The following is a 23775-nucleotide window of genomic DNA, read 5'->3' as shown; positions in this document are numbered from 1 at the left end:
GCACCCCCGTCTCAGCGCCGCGTCGTTCGATGAGTCCCCGTGAGCCGGTGTCGGTTCGGCTCACGTTCTCGGACGAAAGGCAATTTCCGTGCTCTCTGTGAAGAAGAATTCGCGCATCGCGGCGCGGGTCGCCGTCGCGGCGGCGCTGGTGGCGCTGCCGCTGGCCGCCGTGGCCGGACCCGCCCTGGCCGACGCCACTCCGGACGCCACCCAGATCGACGGCCCCTGGCAGCCGCCGTTCCCCCCGGGGCCGCACCCGGGCGGACCGCACCGCGGTGACGGTGAGCACCACCACCATCACCACCACCACGGTCCCGATCGCCCGCTGCCGCCGACCGGTTCCGCGGGCTGAGATCGAAACGGCAAGGGCCGCTTCCTCTTTCGAGGGAGCGGCCGCCTGCTGTGCGGGGTTGGGCGCGTCCCAGCCGATTGCCAGGCCGCTTGCATCCCCGTCCCAGCGTCGGCCGCTTCGATGGAGGGCAGTGAGGCGCTGACCGAGCGGTTCACGGTCGAGAGAAAGGCAATCCATTGCGCACCAAGTCGATTCGTTCCCGCAAGCTGGCCACCCGCGTCGTCGCCATCGGAGCCCTGGCCCTGGTTCCCCTGTCCGCCGTGGCGGTACCGGCGATGGCCGCGACCACCGACGCCCCGGCGAGCTCGATCGCGCTGGACCGCGACGACCACGGCGGGCCCGGGGACCACAACGACTGGAACCACGACCGCGACGACCACCGCGGCGACCGCGATCGCGACCGTCCGGGCCCGGACGACAACGCGCCCGCGCCCGCCCCGCAGCTGCCGCCCACCGGCTCCGCGCTGTAGGAAACGCGAAACGGGCCGCTCCCGAGGGAGCGGCCCGTCGCGAAATCGTCCGTCCGGACGGAACACTCACGCCATTCCGGCGATCCAGTTGTGCATCCAGGTGATGGCGGTCTGCCCGCCGCCGACGGAGTAGTTGCCGTACGAGGTGTGCGTGCCGGTGCCGTAGAACTGCTCCAGCTGCTTGACCCGCGCCTGGTTGGCGTCGTCGGTGAGCTGGGCGCCGAGCGTCGCGACGCCGCCGTTGGACATCAGGTCGCCGATGATGGATCCGGCCTCGAGCTGGTAGCGCCACAGATTGGCCGGGGTCGCGCCGGACGCCTGGGCCAGGAAGCCCGCGAAGCGGGTGACGTAGTCCTGGTCGGCGGTCGAGCAGTACAGGTCGCCCTCGGCGCAGATCGTGCGCACCCGGTCGCTGAGGAAGCCGAAGCCGCCCGGCCGCGGTCCGCCCGCGCCCGCGCCGCCGACCACCGGGCCGACCTGGACGTCGGTCGGCGACCGGCGCGGGTCGGAGATCAGGCCCACGCCCGCGACCCGGTCCGGCGGCACGACGCTGAGCCCGGTGCCGATCTCGGCGGCCAGATCACCGGCCGCGTCCGCGCCCTGGCTGTAGCCCACGATCGCGTAACGCGTTGCGCCGCACCGGGAGGCCATCGCCTGGATCAGGCCGCGGCCGTTGTCCATGGCCTGCTTCTTCGAGGCGCCGTAGACGTCACCCTCCCAGGGGAAGGCGGTCGCCGCGTAGCTGACGTAGTCGACCTCGGTATTGCCGGGCAGGCCGCGGGTGACGCCACCCAGCATGCCGTGTCCGACCATGTCCTCCGGCCGATGATCGCCGGTCTCCCAGGTACCGGGGATCGCGACGACGTACAGGCCGGGGCAGCCGGGATCCGCCGCCGCGGCACCGGTTCCGAACACCAATCCGGACAACACCGCCGCGGCCGAACCCGCAGCCGCGACAAACTTCCTCAACCGCATACCGCTCCAGTCCAAGCCCGCCCCGGGCAACAGGGCACCCCGTCGTTTCAGCTGACATGGTGAAGCGGCCGTCTTGCGGTTCGGTAAACCCGCGGCGAACCCCGGCTGTCACCATCGACCCGAGCACACACCGACCCCACGGCGGCGCAACACCGGAGCTCAGAATAAAGGCCCCTTGCCCGCGAGGCCATTCGACGCCGCGAGAAAGTCCGATTTTCGTTGTGGCGGCACCGAAAAGGGGCGCTCACGATCGGAAGGATCGTGAGCGCCCCGGGGTCGATCGGCGATCAGCGCTGGGCGACCGTGGTCGGCGCGATCGGCGTCGGCAGCGCGCTGTCCCCCTCGAGGTAGCGGTCCGCCGCCGCGGCCGCGGACCGGCCCTCGGCGATGGCCCACACGATGAGGGACTGACCGCGGCCCATGTCACCGGCGACGAAGACGCCGGGCACGGTGGTCTGCCAATCGTTGTCGCGCTTGACGTTTCCGCGCTGGTCGTAGCCCACGCCGAGATCCTCGAGCAGGCCGTTCTTCTGCGGTCCGGTGAAGCCCATGGCGAGCAGCACCAGATCGGCCTCGAGGGTGAAGTCGGTGCCCTCGACCTTCTCGAAGCGGCCGTTGACCATCGTCACCTCGTGCGCCTGGAGAGCCGAAACGACTTGCCGACCGTTCTCCTCGCGACCGACGAAGCGCTCGGTGTTGACCGAGTACACCCGCTCGCCGCCCTCCTCGTGCGCCGAGGACACCCGGTACATGAGCGGGTAGGTCGGCCACGGGGTGGAGTCGGCGCGCGCCTCCGGCGGCCGCGGCATGATCTCGAACTGGTGCACGCTGGCCGCGCCCTGCCGGTGCGCGGTGCCCAGGCAGTCCGCGCCGGTGTCGCCGCCGCCGATGATGACGACCTTCTTACCGCGCGCGTTGATCGGCGGCAGGCCGTTCTCGTCGGTGATCGGATCGCCGAGCTGCACCCGGTTGGACAGCGGCAGGTACTCCATCGCCTGGTGCACGCCGTCGAGATCGCGGCCGGGCACCGGCAGATCGCGGGCGATGGTGGAACCACCGGCCAGCACCACCGCGTGGAACCGCTCGCGCAGCTCCGCGGCCGTGATGTCCACGCCCACGTTCACGCCGGTCTTGAAGATGGTGCCCTCGGCCTCCATCTGCGCGATCCGGCGGTCGATGAAGCGCTTCTCCATCTTGAACTCGGGGATGCCGTAGCGCAGCAGACCGCCGATGCGGTCGTCGCGCTCGAACACCGTGACCGTGTGACCCGCCCGGGTGAGCTGCTGGGCCGCGGCCAGACCGGCCGGACCCGAACCCACCACGGCGACCTTCTTCCCGGTCAGCCGCGTCGGATACACCGGGACCACCCAGCCCTCGTCGAAGGCGTTCTCGATGATCTCGACCTCGACCTGCTTGATGGTCACCGGATCCTGGTTGATCCCCAGCACGCAGGACGCCTCGCACGGCGCCGGGCACAGCCGCCCGGTGAACTCCGGGAAGTTGTTGGTCGCGTGCAGCCGGTCGATACCCTCGCGCCAGCGGTCCTTGTACACCAGGTCGTTCCACTCGGGGATCAGGTTCCCCAGCGGACAACCGTTGTGGCAGAACGGGATTCCGCAGTCCATGCAGCGGCTGGCCTGGGTGCGGAGGGTGTCGTGTGAGAAACCCTCCTCGTAGACCTCTTTCCAGTCCATCAGGCGCAGCGGCACCGGCCGCCGCGCCGGCAGTTCGCGGCTGGTGTGCTTCAAAAATCCCTGCGGGTCAGCCACGTGCGGCCTCCATGATCGCCTCGTCCACATCCCGGCCCGCCTTCTCAGCCTCGGAGATGGCGAGCAAAACCTTCTTGTAATCGCGCGGCATGACCTTCACGAAGTGGTTGACCTGCTGCGACCAGTCGCTCAGGATCCGTTCGGCGACAACCGAACCCGTCTCGTCGCGGTGCTGGGCCACGATGTCGCGCAGCCAGGTGAAGTCGTCACCGGACAGCGGCTCGACGGCATCGGCCTGCTCGGCCGAGATCCGGGACCCGAACACGCCGTTCGGGTCGTAGATGTAGGCGATGCCGCCCGACATGCCCGCGCCGAAGTTGCGCCCGGTCTCGCCCAGGATCACCACCCGGCCGCCGGTCATGTACTCGCAGCCGTGGTCGCCCACGCCCTCGACCACCGCGGTCGCGCCCGAGTTGCGCACGGCGAAGCGCTCGCCGACCACACCCCGGATGAACGCCTGACCGTTGGTGGCGCCGAACAGGATCACGTTGCCCGCGATGATGTTCTCCTCGGCGGTGAACTCGGCGGGCGCGTTCAGCGAGGGCCGCACGATCAGGCGACCGCCCGAAAGACCCTTGCCCACATAGTCGTTGGCGTCACCGAACACCCGCAGCGTGATGCCCGCCGGGACGAACGCGCCGAAGCTGTTGCCCGCCGAACCGGTGAAGGTGATGTCGATGGTGTCGTCGGGCAGACCCGCGCCGCCGTAGAGCTTGGTCACCTCGTGGCCGAGCATGGTGCCCACGGTCCGGTTCACGTTGGTGATCTTGGTTTCCAGCTTCACCGGCTTGCCGCGCTCGAGCGCGTCCGCGGCCTGGGCGATGAGCTGCTTGTCCAGCGCCTTGTCCAGCCCGTGGTCCTGGCTCTTGGTGCGGCGGCGGTCCTGGTACATGAACGCCGTCTCGACATCGTCGAGGATCGGCGACAGGTCCAGCTTGGCGGCCTTCCAGTGCTCCTTGGCCTGGGTGGTGTCGAGCAGATCCACCCGGCCGATCGCCTCGTCGAGCGAGCGCAGGCCCAGCGAGGCCAGCAGCTCGCGCACCTCCTCGGCGATGAACAGCATGAAGTTCTCGACGAACTCCGGCTTACCCGTGAACCGTTGCCGTAGAACGGGATTCTGCGTGGCCACGCCCACCGGGCAGGTGTCGAGGTGGCAGACCCGCATCATGATGCAGCCCGAGACCACCAGCGGCGCGGTCGCGAAACCGTACTCCTCCGCGCCGAGCAGCGCGGCGATCATGACGTCGCGGCCGGTCTTCATCTGACCGTCCACCTGCACCACGATCCGGTCGCGCAGGCCGTTGAGCAGCAGGGTCTGCTGGGTCTCGGCCAGGCCGAGCTCCCACGGGCCGCCCGCGTGCTTGAGCGAGGTCAGCGGCGAGGCGCCGGTGCCGCCGTCGTGGCCGGAGATCAGCACCACGTCCGCGTGCGCCTTCGACACACCGGCCGCGACCGTGCCCACGCCGGGCTCGGCGACCAGCTTGACGTGAATGCGCGCCTGCGGATTCGCGTTCTTCAGGTCGTGGATCAGCTGGGCCAGATCCTCGATCGAGTAGATGTCGTGATGCGGCGGCGGCGAGATCAGGCCGACGCCCGGCGTCGAGTGCCGCACCTCGGCCACCCACGGGTACACCTTGTGGGCCGGAAGCTGGCCGCCCTCACCGGGTTTCGCGCCCTGGGCCATCTTGATCTGGATGTCGGTGCAGTTGGTCAGGTAGTGCGCGGTCACGCCGAAGCGGCCGGAGGCCACCTGCTTGATCGCGCTGCGCCGCCAGTCGCCGTTCTCCTCGACCTCGAAGCGGGCCGGATGTTCGCCGCCCTCACCGGAATTCGAGCGGCCGCCGAGCCGGTTCATCGCGATCGCGAGGGTCTCGTGCGCCTCGGCGGAGATCGAGCCGTAGCTCATCGCGCCGGTGGAGAACCGCTTCACGATCTCGCTGGCGGGCTCCACCTCGTCGATCGGAATCGCGTGCCGCCCATGGGATTTGAACTTGAACAGCCCGCGCAGCGAGGCCAGCCGCTCGGACTGGTCGTCGACCAGGCGGGTGTACTCCTTGAAGATCTTGTACTGGCCCGTGCGGGTGGCGTGCTGGAGCTTGAACACCGTGTCCGGGTTGAACAAGTGGTACTCGCCCTCGCGCCGCCACTGGTACTCGCCGCCCACCTCGAGCTCGCGGTGCGCGCGCTCGTTGTGGTTCTCCAGGAACGCCAGCCGGTGCCGCGCGGCGACCTCGGCGGCGATGTCGTCGAGGCCGATGCCGTCCAGCGGCGAGGTCAGGCCCGTGAAGTACCGATCGCACAGTTCCTGCGACAGGCCCACGACCTGGAACAGCTGCGCGCCGCGGTAGGAGGCGATGGTGGAGATGCCCATCTTGGACATCACCTTGAGCACGCCCTTACCGGCCGCCTTGTTGTAGTTGGCGACCGCCTTGCGGAAGTCGGCGGCCAGATCGCCGGTGCTGCCCGGCATCTTCAGCGCACCGCGCTCGAGCATGTCCTCGATCGACTCGAAGGCCATGTACGGGTTGATCGCGGCCGCGCCGAAGCCGACCAGCATGGCCATGTGGTGCACCTCGCGGGCGTCCCCGGCCTCCACGACCAGGCCCACCTTGGTGCGGGTGCGCTCGCGGACCAGGTGGTGATGCACCGAGGAGGTCAGCAGCAGCGACGGGATCGGGGCCAGCTTCTCGTTCGACTCGCGGTCGGACAGGATGATGATCCGCGCGCCGCCGTCGATCGCGGCGGAGACCTGCTCGTTGATGGCGTCGAGGGCCTTGCGCAGCCCCTTGCCGCCCTTCTTGACCGGGTACAGGCCGTGCACGACCACCGAGCGCAGGCCCGGATGCGAGCCGTCGTCGTTGATGTGGACGAGCTTGGCCAGTTCGTCGTTGTCCAGGATCGGCTGGGTCAGCGTGATCTGCCGACACGACTCCGGCGTCGGGTGCAGCAGGTCGGCCTCCGGGCCGATCATGCTGCGCAGGCTGGTGACGACCTCCTCGCGGATGGCGTCCAACGGCGGATTGGTGACCTGCGCGAACAGCTGCGAGAAGTAGTCGAACAGCAACCGCGGCCGCGCCGAGAGCACCGCGATCGGGGTATCGGTGCCCATCGAGCCCAGCGCCTCACCGCCGGTGAGGGCCATCGGCGAGATGAGCAGGCTCAGTTCCTCGGTGGTGTACCCGAAGATCTGCTGCCGGATCTTCACCCGGTCGTGGGCCATGTGCACGTGCGGGCGGTCGGGCAGGTCGCCCAGCTTGGTGGGCCCGTTGTCCAACCACTCCTGGTACGGGAACTCCGTGGCCAGCTGCGTCTTGATCTCGTCGTCGCCGACGATCCGGCCCTGCGAGGTGTCGACCAGGAACATGCGGCCGGGCTGCAACCGGGCCTTCTTCACGACCTTGGCCGGATCGATGTCGAGCACGCCGACCTCGGAGGCCATCACGACCAGACCGTCGTCGGTGACCCAGATGCGCGAGGGACGCAGGCCGTTGCGGTCGAGCACCGCGCCGACGACCGTGCCGTCGGAGAAGCACACCGAGGCCGGGCCGTCCCACGGTTCCATCAGGAAGGAGTGGTAGCGGTAGAACGCGCGCTGCGCCGGATCCATCGACTCGGCCCGCTCCCAGGCCTCGGGGATCATCATCAGCACGGCGTGCGGCAGGCTGCGCCCGCCCAGGTGCAGCAGTTCCAGCACCTCGTCGAAGCGCGCGGTGTCCGAGGCACCCGGGGTGCAGACCGGGAAGATCTTCTCCAGCCGGTTGTTGCCCGCGCTGTCGGTGCCGAACACGTCGGAGTTCAGCAGCGCCTCGCGCGCCCGCATCCAGTTCTCGTTGCCGGTGACGGTGTTGATCTCACCGTTGTGCGCGACGCGGCGGAACGGATGGGCCAGCGGCCAGGACGGGAAGGTGTTGGTGGAGAAGCGCGAATGCACGATGCCCAGCGCCGACTCCACCCGATCGTCCTGGAGGTCCAGGTAGAACGCGCGCAGCTGCGGCGTGGTGAACATGCCCTTGTAGATGAAGGTCTGCCCGGACAGGCTCGGGAAGTAGACGGTCTCGCGGCCGACCGTGCCCTCGCCCGCGCCCAGCTTGCCGAGCTCGTGCTCGACCCGCTTGCGCACGACGTAGACCCGCCGCTCGAGGTCCATGCCGGTGAGCCGCTCGGCCGACCCCTGGGGGGAGGCCAGGAAGATCTGCCGGAAGGTCGGCATGGCGTCGCGCGAGAGCGCGCCCAGCGAGGACTCGTCGATCGGCACGTCGCGCCAGCCGAGCACCTCGAGGCCCTCTTCGCGGACGATCTTCTCGACGTGGTACGCGGCGCGGGCCGCCTCCCGGCGGGCCTGCGGCAGGAAGGCGATACCCGTGGCGTAGGAGCCCTCGGGCGGCAGCTCGAAGTCGACGACCGCCCGGAAGAACTTGTCCGGAACCTGGATGAGGATGCCCGCGCCGTCACCCGAGTTGGGCTCTGCGCCGGCCGCACCGCGGTGCTCCAGATTCAGCAACGCCGTAATAGCCTTGTCGACGATGTCGCGGCTGCGACGGCCGTGCATGTCGACCACGAACGCGACGCCACAGGCGTCGTGCTCGTTGGCTGGGTCGTAGAGACCTCGAGGTGCGTGCCCATAACCGGCACCGCCGGTGGGGGACCTGTGGCCAGGAAGTTGCGTCATGCCCTCTGCCTTCAAAAAAATCAGGCCTTCGAAGAATGCGGCCTTCGTCGAACGCCTCCGTCTAGACTGCGCCCGGACGTATTGGAGACCAGCGGCGCTGATGGTCTTCCGTGCAGTCACCTCTCCAGTTGTCCACCCGCTTCGGATGTCTTCGTCGGGTGCTCGGCGTTTGCGGATCCTCGCGGTTCCTTGTACGCCGCGCCGGTATCGCCCGTCGGGCTGTGTGCCACTGGCTCGTGGCCGAATCGGGCGGTGTAACCGGGCATTTCGTGCCCGGCACCAAGAGCAAACGATAAGTCAGGACCTGAGCGCAACCAACTTAGGTTGCGCTAATTAGGGCGTCTACCTGCACGTCTTCATCGGTCCTCCACTACCTGCGCGTTGTCCAGTGTAAAGCAGGCGAAGCGGATCTCTGAGTCACATTCGCCACTACACCCGTCGCCCGCGCGGTATCGCGTCCGAAACCGGGCCGTGAGTTCCGGAACACCTCTCACCTGCACCGCAGCAGGATTCCCCGCACGGATGCCGGACAAACCGCATTGTCGGACGGCTAACTTCCCGGACACCCGGGCGAGACATTCCGGATACGGACCGGACAAGCCACACCAACGTTCCGACCGTACGGCCTGCTTTTGGTTCGTGACCTTCAGCACACGAGTAGCAAACAAATGCTGTGCAATATGTCACATCACATAGGGGCACACAGGGCCGCGCTCGCCCGGACCAGCGCGGCCTGGTGCAGCGCGTCGGCCCGCCCACCGCTCAGCGCGGGAAACACGCTGGTGGACAGGCGTTCCACACAGCCCGGCCCGGCCAGATCGGCGCGGTGCTCGGCCAGCTGCGCCAGCAGTTCCCCATTGACCCGATCGATGACCGGCCGCACCGCGCTCAACTCCGGCGCCGCCGTCGGCGCGGCGGCCGGATCGACCCGCCACCGGGTGACGAGTCCGCGTTGTACCAGCTTGTTGGCCTCGATCTGCCCGCCGAACACCTGCCGCACCCGCTCGGCGTCGAGGCCCAGGCCCGCCCCGGCGCGGGCCATGGCGTCGTAGACCTCGGCCTCCCGGGCGGGATCATCGATCCCGGGGTCGCCGCCGCGCGCGGCCACCCACTTGGCCGCCGCGACCACGTCCGCGGTCTCCAGGCGTTCGAGGGTCAGTTCGACCAGTCGGTCCAGCGGCCGCTCGGCCACCGGCTCGGCGTGCGCGGGCGACGCCGGAACCCCCGCGCCCGCGCTCGCACCGAAGATCAACGCGCCCACCAGCATCCACCCGTACGCACGCATTTGCGCCCCTCCTGTTCGCCGTTCCGCTTCTCCCGAGGATAGGAACTGTTGATCTGTGAGCCTGACCACAACCGCCCCGCGGCGCTCGGTGGAACGCGGATTCCCCTGTCACCCTGGGACCCGGCTTGCGAAAACGACCGTGACACAGAGGATGTGAAACCCCATGACGGGCCTCCTCACCTGGCTCGGCGGAGCCGGACCCGGGGTCGACGACCGGCACGAACGCGCCGGTTACGCCGTCGGCGGTGCGCTGGTGGCGCTGTTCGCCGTGGTCTCGGCCGTCGTGGTGGCGCTCGCGGGCGCGAGCGCGCGGTGGCCGTTCGCGGTCGTCGCGGTGGCGGCGCTGCTCGCGGCGCTGGTGTTCGGCGCGCTCTCCCGCGCGCTCGCGACGGCCTCGCTGTCGGGCCGGATGGAATCGCGCGCGCGGCGGCGGCTGGATCTGCTCGCCCGGGTGGCGGTGGCCGCGCTGGCGGGGGCGATCGTCGCCGAACTCGCGGGCACCGTCCTGCTCGGCGGCACCGTGGACCGCGCCCTCGACGAAAGGGCAAGGCGCGACGCCGATTCCGCGCCCGCCGTGGTCACCGCGCACACCCGGCTCGACCAGGCCCGCGCCGACCGGGCCGCGCTGGACCGGACCATCGCCCAGGCGCAGGGCGAGGTCGAACAGGCGCTCGTCATCGCGCGCTGCGAATACAACCCGACCCCGGAATGTCCGCAGACCAAGATCACCGGCGTGCCCGGCACCGGCCCGGAGACCAGCGCCGACAACGCCATGCTCGACGACGCGCGCACGCGACTCACCGCCGCGCGCGACCGGATCCAGCCGCTGGACGAGGCCGTCACCGCACGACAGCACGCGCTCGACGACGCCCGCGACGCCGCGACGCGCACCGGCGACCGCGGCCTGGGCGCGCGCTGGCTGGCGGCGCACGACTACACCCTCGGCCACGGCGGCGCGCTGCTGCTGCGGCTCGCGCTGCTGATCACCGGCGTGCTGCTGGCCCTGCTGCCGTTGCTGCTGCGCTGGTGGCGCGGGGAGACCTCGTTCGATCGCCGGGTGGCCGCGCGCACGGTCACCGAGCGGGCCGAACAGGAGGCGGCCGCGGCCGTCGCGGTGAAACGCGCCGAGGTGCACGCCGCGACCGAGAACCTGCGCGCCGAACAGGAATTGGCCTCCGCCCGGCTGGCCGCCGACGCCGACGCGCTCATCGAGCGCGAACAGCAGCGCAGGCGGGTCGTCGCCGCCGTCGGCAATCTCGAGATAGGCATCAGCGAGGATCGAAAGGACGGCCCCGTGCCCGCGTCCGAGCACGACAACCTGCCCGCAATACCCGCGAAAACCAATGGCGGCCTGGAACTTCCGGTGATCGGCACGGTGCCGTTCACCGATACCGCCGCGCGCTGGATCCGGCCCTTGGTCCCCTCGTTCGTCGCCAACGCCCTCGACACCGCGACCCATCCGCTGCGCACGGTCCGGCACGCGTTCGAGGAGACCGAGGAGATCACCTTCACGCTGCGCCGCACCCGCAAGGTCACCGTCGAATCCGACGAACCCCGGCCGTCCGGCGCGGCCCGCCCGGTCACCGCCCAGGTGGTCGACGTGGACGTGCCCGGCCGCGAACTCCAGCGCCCGGAGTGATCCGCGCCACGGGCGAATCGGCTTGCTTCCCAGGATGTTTCACGTGAAGCATCTACCCTGACCGCATGCTGGGCGATGAAAAGGTCACCGCGGCCTACGCGCGCAATGCCGAATTCTGGATCGAGATCGTGCGCGAACGCCTCGACCCGCTCCAGACCGAACTCACCGATCCGGCCCTGCTCGAGGCCATCGGTCCCGCCGCGGACCTGCGCGTACTCGACGCCGGTTGCGGCGAGGGCGCTTTCGCGCGGGAGCTGATCCGCCGCGGGGCCGGGCACGTGTACGGCGTGGACACCTGCGCCGAATTCATCGCGGCCGCCCGCGCGCATCCGGAGGCGGACGCGGCGCGTTCGACATTCCTGCACGCCGATGTCGCGGATCTGCCGCTTCCCGACGGCTCCGTCGATCTGGTGGTGGCCAATCGCCTCCCGAACGGAATCGCCCAGCCGGAACGCCGATTTCACGAATTCCACCGGGTGTTGTCCCCGAACGGCCGCCTGCTGCTGCTCGGCATGCACCCCTGCTTCTACCGCGCCCGCGCCGAACGGAACACCGACGCCGATCTCCCGCTCGACGCCTACTTCGGCGTGCGCACGGTCGAGCAGCGGTTCACGGTGGCGGGGCGCGTCTCACCGTGCCCGTCCCACCAGACCTTCTACTCCCTCGAGACCTACGTCGGCATGATCACGAGCGCGGGGTTCGCGATCACCGGCCTGCGCGAACCTCGTCCGACGCCGGAGCAGCGGCGCTCCGATCCCTGGTGGGACCGGAACTTCACCCGGCCGCTGTTCCTTTTGCTCGACTGCCTCCGCCTGCGCTGACGCTCGGGCGGGCCGAATCGGCTTCGGCCGCACGGTCTTCCGACCGACCCGAGCGGGCGGCCGCGAATCCGGCGACGAGCAGGATCGCGGCGGTGATCAGGGCCGCGATGTGCACGCCGGAGACGAACGCCTCCCGGGCCGAGGTCAGCAGGGTCGTCGCCAGGTGTTCGGGCAGGGTGTGGGCGGTTTCGACCGCGCCGCCGAGGGATTCGCGGGCGGCGGCCCACCGCGCTTCGGGCAGTCCGCCCACGTCCAGGCCGTGCCGGAACACGGCCATGACGACGCTGCCGAGCACGGCCACGCCCAGCGCGACACCGGCCTCGTAGGCGGTCTCGGAGACCGCGGCCGCGGCCCCGGCCCGTTCGGCGGGCGCGGAACCCACCACGAGGTCCGCCGAAACCGTCAGGGCGACACCGACGCCCGCGCCCACCAGCACGAAGCCGGTGACGAACGACAGCACCCCGGCGTCCGGCCCGGCGCTCAGCGTGACGAACAGCGCCGCGCCGACCGCCGCCACCGCGAGGGCCGCGCCGAGCACCCGGGTCGGCCGCCACCGCCGCACCAGCCACGCCGACACCAGCGCGGCGACCATGCTCGCCAGCATTCCGGGCAGCAGCAGCACCCCCGCGCCGAGCGGCGAACGCCCCAGCACCAGCTGGAGATACTGCGAACCGAAGAACAGCACCCCGGCCAGCGCGAACACCGACAGCAGATTGGTCAGCACCGCCGTGCGGAACCGCGGCAGCGCGAACAGGTTCAGATCCAGCATCGGATCGGCCAGCGTCCGCTGCCGCCGCACGAACAGCACCCCGGCGACCACACCGACCGCGGCGATGCTCAGCGTCACCGCGTCCGGGCCGTGCGCGGCGGTCTCCTTGACCGCGTACACCACCGGCACCAGCGCCAGCATCGACAGTCCGGCGCTCACCCAGTCGAGGCGGCCCGGATTCGGATCGCGCGACTCCGGCACCAGCACCGGGCCGAGCACGACGAGTACGAGCATGACCGGCAGGTTGATCAGGAACACCGAACCCCACCAGAAGTGCTCGAGCAGCCAGCCGCCGAGCAGCGGACCCAGCGCGGCGCCGCCACCGGCCATCGCGCTCCACACCGCGATCGCGATCGTGCGCTGCCGCGGATCGGTGAACATGGCCCGGATCAAGCCGAGCGTGGCGGGCATGAGGGTGGCGCCCGCGACACCCTGGAGGACGCGCGCGGCGATCAGCATCTCCGGCGACACCGACCAGGCCGCCACCGCCGAGGCCAGACCGAATCCGGCGGCCCCGAGCAACAGCAGTTTCCGGCGGCCGATGCGATCGCCCAGCGCGCCCATGGTCACCAGCAGACCGGCGAGCACGAACGAGTAGACGTCGATGATCCACAGCAGCTGCGGCGTCGTCGGCGCGAGTTCGGCGCTGATCGCCGGGACCGCGATATCCAGCACGGTCGCGTCCACGGAGATGAGCAGCAGCGCGAGCACCAGCACGCCGAGGCCCGCCCAGGTACGGGCGGTGGCCCGGTTCGGGAGGGCGCGAGCGGTGTTCATGACTTCCTCGACTTTCCGTAGTTTTTACCGTCCAGACGGTACAGTAACAGGATAACCGTCCGGACGGTACAGTGATTCCCGTGACCACGACCCGTGACCGGATCCTCGACGCGCTCGAGACGCTGCTGGTGGACCGCGGCATGTCCCAGGTGACCCTGGAGAACGTGGCGGCCACCGCCGGGATCTCCAAGGGCGGCCTGCTCTACCACTTCAAGAGCAAGGACGCCCTGCTCGCCGGGCTGGTCCGCCGCCTCGGCGACCGCACCGCCGAACAGCTCGCGCAGGCCCGCGCCCAGGGCCGTTCGGTCGCCGAGTGGTATCTCCAGACCCCCAACCTCGACAACGACTCCGACGCCCTCGAACTCGCCCTCTACCGTTCGATGGTCGCGGCCATGCGCACGGTCGAGGGACCGCAGGACGACGAGGACGACGAGGTGCGCGGCGCCCTGACCGAGGTCATGTCCTCCTGGAACGACGGGCTCACCGACGAACTGGACGATCCGGTGCGGGCCGACCTCATCCGCCTGGTCGGCGACGGCGTCTACCTGCGCGCCCTGCTCGGCCTGCCGCCGATTCCCGCCGAGCGCTACCGGGCCGTCGTGGCGCGCCTGCTCGACCGCTGAAACCGGCGTTCCGGCGGATAGACTCGGCCCCGTGTGTCCAGCCGCTCCGGGTCGGGCCGGGCTGTCGTCGGCGCCGGCCGGGGAGGCCGTGCCCATCCGCCCGCTCGGCTCCCGGGAACTGCTGGACCTGCCGTTCGCGGTGATCCAGGCCGATATCCGGGTGTTCGCGGGGCTGATCGCACCGGTCCTCGCGGGGGCGGTGGGCGCGGTCGTGGCGATCACCGCGGCGGGTTCGGCGGCCACGGCCGGTTCCGACGGCGGAACCGCTTGGGCGGCAATCCTTTCCACCGCGGTGTGCGTATTGCTGCTGCGGTTCTACGTGCGCGGGGTGGCGACGCCGGTGGCCTGGGCCCGGATCACCGGGGGCCCGCTCGGCTGGCGGGCGGCACTGCGGGAGTTCACTTCTCGCGTCCGGCCCCTGCTGAGCTTCCAGGCCGGATACACCCTGACCGGTATCGGCGTGCTCCTGCTGGGCGCGCCGCTGCTCATCACCCTGCTGCCCGCGGTGGTGTGGCTGGGCCGCCTGCGCGCGACCCGCTGCACGACGGTGCCCGTCCTGTTCGCCGAGAACGCCCCGTACCGAATCGCCGCGACCCGCGCGAAAGTCCTTGCCGCCGGGGCCGAATGGCAGCTCGCGGGCATCTGGCTCTACCACCGCGGCCTGCTGGCGGTGCTGGTGGTCCCGCTGCTCGGCATCCCCCTGTTCCTCTCCGACTTCTCCGGCACCCACCGCTGGGCGATGATCACCCTGACCGTCATCGTCGTCCTGACCCTGGCCACCTTCGCCGAACTGGTCGATTCCACCACCCGCCTGGTCGCCTACGTGGACCGCCGCTGCCGCCGCGAGGCCTGGGACATCGTCCTCCCCCAGGGAGGGCCGACCCGATGACATCACCCGAGAACCCCGGGCCCCGCCCCGAGCCCACGGCCGCGGATCGAGCGGGTATCCCACCGTCCACGTCCGAGGCCACGGGGAGCGCTGCGGCCGCGCCGCGATCAGGGTCGGCGGCGGAGGACGCTCCGGCCACGCCGCGACCGGGGTCAGCGGCGGAGGACGCTGCGACCGCGCCGCGATCGGGGTCAGCTGCGGAGGGCGCTCCGACGACGCCGCGGCTGGGACCGGCGGCGGAGCATCTCGCGGCGGCCGAGAGCGCGGCGGGGAGCGGGGATTTCGACGCGGCGGTGCGGGAGCGGTTCCGGGCCGTGGTGCGGGGGCTGGAGCAGGGCGGGGTGCTCGAGGTGCGGCGGGCGCGGACCGCGCACGAGACCGCGGCGGCGGCCGTTGCCGCAGTGCCGGATCGGGCGGGCGAATTGCCCGGTGCGGCACGGGGTTTCGACGAGATCGTCTACGGCGGGCGGGCCGCCACGCCGGAGGAGTACGAGCGGCTGGCGCGGGCGGACAGTTTCTCGCACGCGCCGCCGCCTCCGCCGGAGCCCGTGGAGGTCGCCGAGCGGGAGCGACAGCCGCGGCGCTGGCGGCCCCCGCCGTTGCCGGAGCTGTTGCGCAGCCCCAAGTTCTGGGCGTTCGTGCTGGTCGCGCTCGCGATCGCGCTCATCGCCTATCTGCTGCTGCGCCTGGCCGCCGCCCCGACCGCGCCGCCGCCGCAACACGTTCCGTCGCCGGGCCGCCCCGAACTGCCCCGCCCGGATCCCGGGGAGGGCAGCGATTCGATCTTCGAGCGACTCCCCGCCCGGATCGCCTTCGGCGGACTGCAACTGCTGATCTGCGCGGCGATCGTGGTGTGGTGGCGGGCCCGGCGGCGCGGCGCGCTGGTCCCCGAACCGCGTCCGGTCGAGGTGCCCGCGGGCGAACTGCTCGCGGGACAGGCCCGGCTCTACCGCCGCTCCGGCGACCGCGACCACGTCGCCGCGAAACTGCGGGCCGCCGCGCTGCGCCGGATGCGGCCCACCCTCGGCCTCGCGCCGGACGCGCCGCCGGACCGGGTCGTCACCGCCGTCGCCGCGCGCACCGGCGCGGATCCGAATGTGGTGGGCGCGGCCCTGTTCGGGCCGGTGCCCGACGATCGGACCCTGCAAACCGTTGTCGCACAACTGGATCGCATCGAATCGGAGATCGGATGACCACGGTGGACACCAACCACACCCCGACCGCCGAGGACGCCCACCGGGCGTTCGGGGCGTTGCGCGCCGAGATCGGCAAGGCCGTGGTCGGCAACGACCAGGCGGTCACGTTCCTGGTCCTGGCGCTGCTGTGCCGGGGGCACGTGCTGCTGGAAGGCGTTCCGGGCGTGGCCAAGACGCTGCTCGTGCGCGCGCTGGCGACCGCCCTGGACCTCGAGCACGCGCGGGTGCAGTTCACCCCCGACCTCATGCCCGGCGATGTGACCGGTTCGCAGATCTACGATCCGCATTCGGCGGAGTTCACCTTCCGGCGCGGTCCGGTGTTCACGAATCTGCTGCTGGCCGACGAGATCAATCGCACACCCCCGAAAACCCAATCGGCGCTGCTGGAATCGATGGAGGAACGGCAGGTCTCCGTCGACGGCACGCCGCGGCCGCTGCCCGAACCGTTCGTGGTGGTGGCCACGCAGAACCCGATCGAACAGGAGGGCACCTACCCGCTGCCGGAGGCGCAGCTGGACCGGTTCCTGTTCAAGGTCGACATCCGATTGCCCGGCCGCGACGACGAATTCCGCATCCTGCAACGCCACGCGGCCGGATTCGATCCGCGCGATCTGGCGGCGGCCGGGCTGCGGCCGGTCGCCGGGGCCGGGCACATCGCGGCCGCCCGGACCGCGGTCGGACAGGTGACGATCGCGCCGGAGGTGCTCGCCTACATCGTCGATCTGTGCCGGGCCACCCGCGCGTCGACGGCCGTGCTGCACGGGGCGTCCACGCGCGGCGCGACCGCGTTGATGGCCGCGGCGCGGGCGCTGGCCTGGCTGCACGGACGGGGTTTCGTCACGCCCGACGACGTGAAGTTCGTCGCGGTCCCGGTGCTGCGGCACCGGCTGCAACTGCGGCCGGAGGCCGAGCTGGACGGGGCGACGGCCGAGGGCGTGCTGGCGTCGCTGCTGGCCTCGGTTCCGGTTCCGGTGTAGCCGATGGTCGTCACCGGTCGGCTGGCCGCCCTCGCCGCGGTGGCGGGGGTGGTGGTCGTGGTCGCGCTGCCGTCGTGGATCGGGGTGGTGGTGGCGACCGGCGTGCTGGTGCTGCTGGCCGCCATCGATACGGTGTTGGCGGGCAACGGTTCCGGGCTCGAACTGTCGCGGCCGGAGTTGACGACCGTGCGGACCGGGCGCGCCACCGAGGTCGAGTTGACCATGGTGAACACCGGGACGCGGACGCTGCGGGGGCTGGTGTGGGACGCGTGGCCGGACAGCGCGGGGGCCGAGTATCGGACCCGTCGAATCCGGTTGCGGCCCAACACCAGAACGCGCTCGACCACGACGCTGCGGCCGACCCATCGCGGGGACCGCGTGGCCGGGCCGATCACGGTGCGGCTGTTCGGTCCGCTCGGGCTGGCCGGACGGCAGCTGCGGCGGGACGTGCCCGCGCGGGTCCGGGCGCTGCCGCCGTTCCGCGGTGAGCGGGTGCTGGCGGCCAAGGTGCGGCAGTTGCAGCAGTTGGAGGGCCGCACGGTGATGAACGCGCGCGGTCAGGGGTCGGAATTCGACTCGTTCCGCGAATACGTCGCGGGCGACGATGTGCGCGCGATCGATTGGCGGGCCACCGCCCGCGCCACCGATGTCCTGGTGCGGACCTGGCGGCCCGAACGCAATCGCCACGTCCTGCTGCTCCTCGACACCGGCCGCACCGCCGCCGCCCGGGTCGGCGCCGGCACCCGGCTCGATGTCGCCATCGAGGCCGCACTGCTGCTCGGCGGCCTGGCCGCGGCCGCCGGGGATACCGCCGACCTGCTCGCCTTCGACCGGGAACCGCGCGCCGAGGTCCGCGGCACCAGCGGAAAGGCGTTGCAGCCCAAGCTCATGCACGCCCTGTCCGGCGTCGTCCCCACCCTCGTCGAGACCGACACCGCCGCCCTCATCCGCACGGCCCTGCAACGCGCCCGCCGCCGCAGCCTCATCGTCTGGTTCACCGCCCTCGACCCCGCCCTCACCGACGACACCCTCCTCCCCACCCTCACCAACCGCCACCGCGTCCTGCTCGTCTCCCCCACCGACCCCGACCTCGCCACCGCCGCCACCGACCACACCACCCTGCCCGCCCTCTACACCGCCGCCACCGCCGAAACCCTCCGCGCCGAACGCGCCCTCACCCGAGAACGCCTCCGCCGCAAGGGCATAGCCGTCGTCACCGCCGCCCCCACCCACCTCCCCGAGGCCCTGGCCGACGAATACCTCGAACTCAAACGCTCCGGCGCCATCTGACCACCGAGCCCACGAACCCAGCCGCACCCTTTATTCGGATCCGCACCCTTTCTAGCGCCCTGGAACGGGTGCGGATCCGAATAAGGGGTGCGGCTGGGTTGGTGGGGGTGGGGTGAGGGCGCGGCGTTGGCGTTCGGCGGTGAGGGCGGCGAGGAGGTGTAGGGGTGGGTAGTTGGGGGGTGGGGGGGTGGCGAGGCGGTGGCAGGCGGTGGTGAGGAGGGCGTGGGACAGGGCGGCTTCGGTTTCGGGGGTGAGGGTGCGGTGGCGGGCGAGGTATTGGCGGATGGGGAGGGCCAGGTCCTCGGTGAGGGGGGTGAGGTCGAGGTGGTGGGTCCAGGGGAGGAGCCAGGGCGGCGGGGCGGCCAAGGCGGGCAACGGGATTCGGGTGCGGTCGTGGATGACGACCGTGCCCGCGAGGATGTCGCCGACGCGGCGGGCGCGGGGGGAGCACAGGGAGGTGACGACGGCGACCGCGCCCAGGGCGCCGAGGGCCCAGAAGTCGACGATGGCCCCGGCGAGGCCCCGGGTGAGGGCGTGGCGGAAGTCGACGGGGCCGCCGTCGGAGCGGACCACGCGCAGGCCGAGGATGAGTTTGCCCAGCGTGCGGCCGCGGAGGAGGGTTTCGAAGGCCACCGGGTAACCCGCCACGACGGTGACGAAGACGACGAGCATGGCGGTCTCGAGCCAGGCGACGTCGGGTTCGAACCGGAGCAGCAGCGTCACCACGCCGACGAACAGCATCCACGCCAGCACGACCTGCACGACGACATCGATGAGGAACGCGGCGGCCCGGGTGGGGATCCGCGCGATCGGCAGCTCGAGGGCGACGGCCTCGCCGGTGATGAAGACGGCCATGGTGTCCTCAGCCTAGGCGCTGACGCACCGGCTAGCCTCGGTACGAACGACGAAGACGGGGAGGCCGCCGATGGACGTGGACGCCTACGCCTGGACGCAGCGCCCGGCCTGGGACCGGCTCGACCGGCTGAGCAGGCAACGCCGCCTGACCGGCGCCGAGGCCGACGAACTGGTGGCCCTGTACCGCCGCACCTCCCAGCAGCTGGCCCGGTTGCGGGCGCAGTCTCCGGAACCGGAGTTGATCGCGGGGCTCAGCGCCGTGCTGGCCCGCGCCCGCGCGCGGATCCTCGGCTCGCGCGGCGACACGATGCGCGAACTCGGCCGGTTCCTCACCCATCGCTTCCCGGCCGCGCTGTACCGGGCGTGGCCGTGGTGGGCGGCGGTCGCGGCGGTGTTCCTCGCGACCTCGGCGGGGCTGGCGGTCTGGGTGGCCGGAGCCGGTTCGGCGCGTAGGGCTCTGGGCCTGCCGCGCGACACCGACGCGCTGACCGCGCCGGGCGGGGCGTTCGAGACCTATTACTCCGAGCATCCGCACGACGCCTTCGCCGCGCAGGTGTGGACCAACAACGCGTGGGTCGCGGCGGTCGCGCTGTTCACCGGGTTGTTGATCCTGCCCGCGGCCTACGTGTTGTTCATGAACGCGCTCAATCTGGGCGTCTCGGCGGGCCTGATGGCCGACGCCGGGCGGCTCGACGCCTTCTTCGGCTTCATCCTGCCGCACGGAATGCTGGAGCTCACCGCCGTTTTCGTGGCGGGCGGGGCGGGGCTGAAGCTGGGATGGACGCTGGTGGATCCCGGCCGGTCCGCGCGCGCCGACGCCCTGGCCCGGCAGGGCCGCGCGACCGCGACCATCGCGCTGGGACTGGTTGGGGTGCTGCTGGTCTCGGGGCTGATCGAGGGATTCGTGACGCCCAGCGGCTGGCCCGCGCCCGTCCGCATCGGAATCGGACTGCTGGCCGAGACGGCGTTTCTGGGATACGTGTTCGTCCTGGGCAGGCGGGCGGCGCGGGAGTCGACAGCTACCGATCCGCTCATCTTCGGCTAATGGAGTTCGCAGTATTGCGATCGCGGTGCGGCGAAGGATTTGTCGAACCGGTTCGGACATACCGGATTTGAGGACCACTGGCCGCAGCGAGTCCAGCTCAGCTGCGGCCAGCGTTACCGACAACTCTACACAATCGTTATCGCTATGCAACCTCCCCCACCGGGCCCGAGCGTATACGTGACCGTCCCGAAACCACCCCTCCGACAGCTCTCTTGACACCCCCGCGCAAATTCTCGGCGTCCTACCGGTGGGCGCTCGGGAACGCGGTACTCGCGATACCTCACAAACCGCCGATAACGGGTGAGATCTCCGGTGGAAGAGTGTGATTTTCACATTTGCCACAACCAGTGGCGGCCACCATCCGGTGGCAATACATGGCCGTCTAGCTGGGGTTTTCCTGAGACAACCGAAGGTGACCAAAAGGTCGCCAATCAGAAAACAAACCCGAAGTCTGTTAACTCCGGCCAATACGAGACATGCGACCGGCATTGCAGATTCGATCGCTGATGTCCACTCCTTTTCATTGCCCGGAAGGCCGACCGGCATGCGTATAACCCACGCCCGCAACCCTTTCGATCGACCCGATCCCGCAACCCCGTCTGCGACGAAGATCACAGTCCCCCGGGCGTTTGGCCGGGGTGCTCAACCCACTCGAACGATGCCGCTGATCGTGCCCTGCAGGATCCGGCCGTCGCGGGTGATGAGGGGCGCCATCTGCAACGGATCCTCGGCCACGGTCCCCGGCAGCGGACTGCGCGCGACCACGTCCCCCGTCGCGGGATCGACGGCGGTGAACTCGAATCCGTCCAGCGGCGTGGTGTGCTCGGGCCCGATCCGCGCGACGGTGTAGACGAGATCGTCGGCGGCGGACAGGATCGGCACCGCCGAACTGCGAACCGCGTTGTCCCACACCGTGTGACAGCCGTCGCCGTCCACATCCACGCGGGTCATACCGCCGGTGAACGCCGCCGTCGGCGGGTCCGCCGGTCCCGCGCCCTCCGGCACGGTCGGATAGGGGTAGCCGTAGGTTCCGGCGACCACGACCGTGCGGCCCAGGCCGATGGGCGCGTTCTCGCTGCCCGCCCCGCCGCGGGTGAGCACCGGCCGCGCGCACACGAGATCACCCGTGCCGGAACGGAAGACCAGCAACCGCACCGGCCCGGCGGCGTTGTCGACGATGGCGACGTAGTCCGCCCCGGTCTCGGGTCCGAAGTACACCGGCGTGGATCCGGTGCCCCAGCTGAGCTGACCGGGCTTGCGGGCCGGGCCGCGATCGTAGGGGGCGCGCCAGCGCACGTGCGGCCGCCCGGCGACGGTGTCCAGCTCGTAGAGCGCGAAGGTGGTGGCGACCGCGACCTTTCCGTCGGGCGTGGCGGAAATGCTGTTCGCCACCTGTTCGCCGGCGGGCAGCGCGACGGTCGTCACCGCCCCCGCGAGGTCGACGCGACCCACCACTGCCCGCGCGGTCGCGAACCACACCGCCCCGGCCGCGTCCGGCACCAGCCCGACCACGCTGTCCCCGTCGGGCACCGCGCCCGACAGATCCACCGACTCGTCCACCCGCAGGCGCCACGCCCCGGCGGCGTCCCGATCGTGGGCGATCCGCGCCAACCGGCGCTGCCCGTCCACGACCACGAGCCGATCGCGGTGATCGAGATACGCGTACACGCCGCCGAGCAGACCGCCCTTGGGCAGCGGCAGCGCGGCCAGCGGCGTACCCGGACCGTTCGGATCGAGCAGATACACCGTCGGCACCTGTCCGGCGATCGTGGTGCACAGCGCCACCACCAGACCGTCCGACCCCTGCAGCAGCGTGGGGCAGGCGGCGGCCAGCGGGAGGATCGTCGCCGCGACGGGCCGCGCGCCGGGTCCGGCGAACGGGGTCGCGTCGGAATTCCCGGCGTCGGCGTGCATGGTGGCCGAACCCTGCGGTCCCAGATAGGGATTCGGGGCCGCGAAGGGTCCGGAGGCGGCCGCCGCGGCCGGGGACGTGGCGGCGAGGACGCCGGCGGCGACGGCGGTGGTCAGCGCGCCGAGGGCACGGGGGCGAACGCGGGTGGGCACCCCGCGATCCTGCCTGTTCGAATACGGATGCGCATCAACCGGATTCCTGTATCGATCCCCACAGCGCGCACGGGCATCCGTTTCCCCAGAATTCGTGCGATCAACCCTGCGAGCGGCGAAGATTACCGCGTGCGAACGAAATTCTCCTCGGAACTCGCGGCGCTGACCGGCGAGCTCGAGCGCCTGGCGAGCCTCGCCCACGAGGCGACCGAGCGGGTGGCGGTGGCGGTCGGCGAGACCGATCTCACCGCCGCCTACGAGGTGTTCGCCCTCGACGAGAAGCTCCAGGAGAAGTACGGCGCCTGTGAGAACCGCGCGGTGATCCTGCTCGCCCTCGAGGCCCCGGTGGCCCGCGACCTGCGGCATGTGGTGAGCGCCATCCAGATCACCGAACACCTGTCCCGGATGGGCTGGCTCACCAGTCGCATCGCCGACAGCGTCGTCCGCCGCTACCCGCATCCGGTCGCCCCACCCGAGATCCTCGGGCCCCTGGCCGAAATCGGTTCCCGCACAACGGCTCTCGCGGCCCGCGCGGTCGAGGTCATCGCCGCCGGCAAACTCGACGCCGACACCGAACCCGTCGCCCCCGATCCGGCGCTGCCCGAACTCCACCAGCAGGTCCGCACCACCCTCACCGCCCCGGACCGGCCCTACGACAACGCCACCGCCGTCGACCTCGCCCTGCTCGTCCACCACTACGAACGCTGCGCCGAACACTGCGTGCGGATAGGCCGGTTGATCCGCTTCTTCCACACCGGAATTCCGCTGTCGGCCCAGGCCGGTGCGGAGTGATGCCGCGAACGCGTAATCGCCGTCCCGATCCGTGACGACCGCGGCGCCGAATCAGAGGAGTCGGTGATTCGGCTACTGCGAACGAGGAGACAGGGTGCGGCACTGCACGGCTATGTGGTCGGTCGGTATCGGAGCGGTGGTCGGCGCTTCGTTGGGGTCCATCGGGGCGAGCCCGGTTTCGGCGGCCGAACCCGATACGGTGTCCATTCAGAAATTCCGGATCGATGACCAGGGGCGGGCGATCATGACGATCGACTACAGCTGCGCCGAACGACCCGAATTGGAACGCCTGGTCGTGCGCGGCGGGGTGCAGGAGAACAAGGAGAAGTTGGACCCGGACCGCACGGGCAGCGGAGCGGCCGACGCCCGCTGCGACGGGGAACGGCACACGGTCGTTCTGGACGTCTACGCCGGGGGTGGACGGAAATTCACCCCGAACGGCCATGGCGAGGCGGTGGCGGTGCTGACCACGTGGGATGCGAGGATCGTTCTCCGCGGCCCGGTCATGAAATACTGAC

At 70.8% G+C, this 23775-nt stretch carries 19 protein-coding genes; 12 read left to right on the top strand and 7 right to left on the bottom strand.

The features are described from left to right. Positions 1-97 precede the first annotated feature (97 nt). On the top strand, positions 98-352 hold the full coding sequence (locus ACWDSJ_RS04120; RefSeq protein ID WP_387358565.1) for a hypothetical protein: 255 nt from the start codon (positions 98-100) through the stop codon (positions 350-352). Between the two features lie 176 nt (positions 353-528). Beyond that, on the top strand, positions 529-822 hold the full coding sequence (locus ACWDSJ_RS04115) for a hypothetical protein (protein ID WP_450029157.1): 294 nt from the start codon (positions 529-531) through the stop codon (positions 820-822). A 66-nt stretch (positions 823-888) separates the two neighbouring features. Here ACWDSJ_RS04115 and ACWDSJ_RS04110 read toward each other — a convergent pair whose 3' ends face one another. The 4 genes from ACWDSJ_RS04110 to aroQ all read right to left on the bottom strand — a co-directional run bounded on the left by ACWDSJ_RS04110 (position 889) and on the right by aroQ (position 9520). Continuing rightward, positions 889-1797, bottom strand: a complete 909-nt coding sequence (locus ACWDSJ_RS04110; protein ID WP_387358561.1) for a cutinase family protein — start codon at positions 1795-1797, stop codon at positions 889-891. Between the two features lie 287 nt (positions 1798-2084). After that, positions 2085-3566 carry a glutamate synthase subunit beta gene (locus ACWDSJ_RS04105; RefSeq protein WP_450029156.1) on the bottom strand — a complete coding sequence of 494 codons (1482 nt, stop codon included), beginning with the start codon at positions 3564-3566 and terminating at the stop codon, positions 2085-2087. Then, positions 3559-8235 (bottom strand): glutamate synthase large subunit, encoded by a 4677-nt coding sequence (gltB, locus tag ACWDSJ_RS04100; RefSeq protein ID WP_450029155.1) that lies wholly within the window; start codon positions 8233-8235, stop codon positions 3559-3561. Before gltB ends, ACWDSJ_RS04105 begins: the two co-directional genes overlap by 8 nt. Positions 8236-8923: 688 nt before the next feature. Next, entirely contained in the window at positions 8924-9520 is a 597-nt protein-coding gene (gene aroQ / locus ACWDSJ_RS04095) for a gamma subclass chorismate mutase AroQ (protein ID WP_450029154.1), read from the bottom strand. A 163-nt stretch (positions 9521-9683) separates the two neighbouring features. Between aroQ and ACWDSJ_RS04090 the strand changes: the two genes are divergently transcribed. Then, positions 9684-11159, top strand: a complete 1476-nt coding sequence (locus ACWDSJ_RS04090; RefSeq protein WP_450029153.1) for a DUF4407 domain-containing protein — start codon at positions 9684-9686, stop codon at positions 11157-11159. A gap of 65 nt (positions 11160-11224) precedes the next feature. Next, on the top strand, positions 11225-11980 hold the full coding sequence (locus ACWDSJ_RS04085) for a class I SAM-dependent methyltransferase (RefSeq protein ID WP_450029152.1): 756 nt from the start codon (positions 11225-11227) through the stop codon (positions 11978-11980). Here ACWDSJ_RS04085 and ACWDSJ_RS04080 read toward each other — a convergent pair. Further along, complete coding sequence (locus ACWDSJ_RS04080; protein ID WP_450029151.1) at positions 11934-13526, bottom strand: MFS transporter; 1593 nt, start codon at positions 13524-13526, stop codon at positions 11934-11936. The two genes, ACWDSJ_RS04085 and ACWDSJ_RS04080, sit on opposite strands and share 47 nt — an antisense overlap. Positions 13527-13606: 80 nt before the next feature. Here ACWDSJ_RS04080 and ACWDSJ_RS04075 point away from each other — a divergent pair, with 80 nt between their 5' ends. Genes ACWDSJ_RS04075 through ACWDSJ_RS04055 form a run of 5 tightly spaced genes read left to right on the top strand, consistent with a single transcriptional unit; the run spans position 13607 to position 18501 of the window. After that, complete coding sequence (locus ACWDSJ_RS04075; protein ID WP_450029150.1) at positions 13607-14149, top strand: TetR/AcrR family transcriptional regulator; 543 nt, start codon at positions 13607-13609, stop codon at positions 14147-14149. A gap of 31 nt (positions 14150-14180) precedes the next feature. Beyond that, the gene (locus ACWDSJ_RS04070) at positions 14181-15038 is read left to right on the top strand and encodes a hypothetical protein (RefSeq protein ID WP_450029149.1); all 858 of its coding nucleotides are present in this window, start codon (positions 14181-14183) and stop codon (positions 15036-15038) included. Then, complete coding sequence (locus tag ACWDSJ_RS04065) at positions 15035-16231, top strand: DUF4129 domain-containing protein (protein ID WP_450029148.1); 1197 nt, start codon at positions 15035-15037, stop codon at positions 16229-16231. The genes ACWDSJ_RS04070 and ACWDSJ_RS04065 overlap by 4 nt, the downstream gene beginning before the upstream one ends. Further along, entirely contained in the window at positions 16228-17211 is a 984-nt protein-coding gene (locus tag ACWDSJ_RS04060; protein ID WP_450029147.1) for an AAA family ATPase, read from the top strand. Before ACWDSJ_RS04065 ends, ACWDSJ_RS04060 begins: the two co-directional genes overlap by 4 nt. Positions 17212-17214: 3 nt before the next feature. After that, positions 17215-18501: a DUF58 domain-containing protein gene (locus ACWDSJ_RS04055; protein ID WP_450029146.1), complete on the top strand. Its 1287-nt coding sequence runs from the start codon at positions 17215-17217 to the stop codon at positions 18499-18501. 51 nt (positions 18502-18552) lie between these two features. On the opposite strand, the gene ACWDSJ_RS04050 is transcribed toward ACWDSJ_RS04055, so the two are convergent. Beyond that, on the bottom strand, positions 18553-19356 hold the full coding sequence (locus ACWDSJ_RS04050) for an RDD family protein (RefSeq protein ID WP_450029145.1): 804 nt from the start codon (positions 19354-19356) through the stop codon (positions 18553-18555). A 70-nt stretch (positions 19357-19426) separates the two neighbouring features. Between ACWDSJ_RS04050 and ACWDSJ_RS04045 the strand changes: the two genes are divergently transcribed. Further along, a complete protein-coding gene (locus ACWDSJ_RS04045; RefSeq protein ID WP_450029144.1) occupies positions 19427-20401 on the top strand; it encodes a stage II sporulation protein M in 975 nt (324 codons plus the stop codon). 642 nt (positions 20402-21043) lie between these two features. On the opposite strand, the gene ACWDSJ_RS04040 is transcribed toward ACWDSJ_RS04045, so the two are convergent. After that, complete coding sequence (locus tag ACWDSJ_RS04040; protein ID WP_450029143.1) at positions 21044-22465, bottom strand: hypothetical protein; 1422 nt, start codon at positions 22463-22465, stop codon at positions 21044-21046. Between the two features lie 129 nt (positions 22466-22594). Here ACWDSJ_RS04040 and ACWDSJ_RS04035 point away from each other — a divergent pair, with 129 nt between their 5' ends. Both ACWDSJ_RS04035 and ACWDSJ_RS04030 read left to right on the top strand, forming a co-directional pair. Beyond that, positions 22595-23257: a phosphate signaling complex PhoU family protein gene (locus ACWDSJ_RS04035; RefSeq protein ID WP_450029142.1), complete on the top strand. Its 663-nt coding sequence runs from the start codon at positions 22595-22597 to the stop codon at positions 23255-23257. 244 nt (positions 23258-23501) lie between these two features. Next, positions 23502-23774: a hypothetical protein gene (locus ACWDSJ_RS04030; RefSeq protein WP_450029141.1), complete on the top strand. Its 273-nt coding sequence runs from the start codon at positions 23502-23504 to the stop codon at positions 23772-23774. Position 23775 lies beyond the last annotated feature (1 nt).

Source organism: Nocardia sp. NPDC003482 (assembly GCF_053588115.1).
The sequence above is the reverse complement of the archived record's forward strand: the minus strand, read 5'-3'. Positions and strand labels throughout refer to the sequence as shown.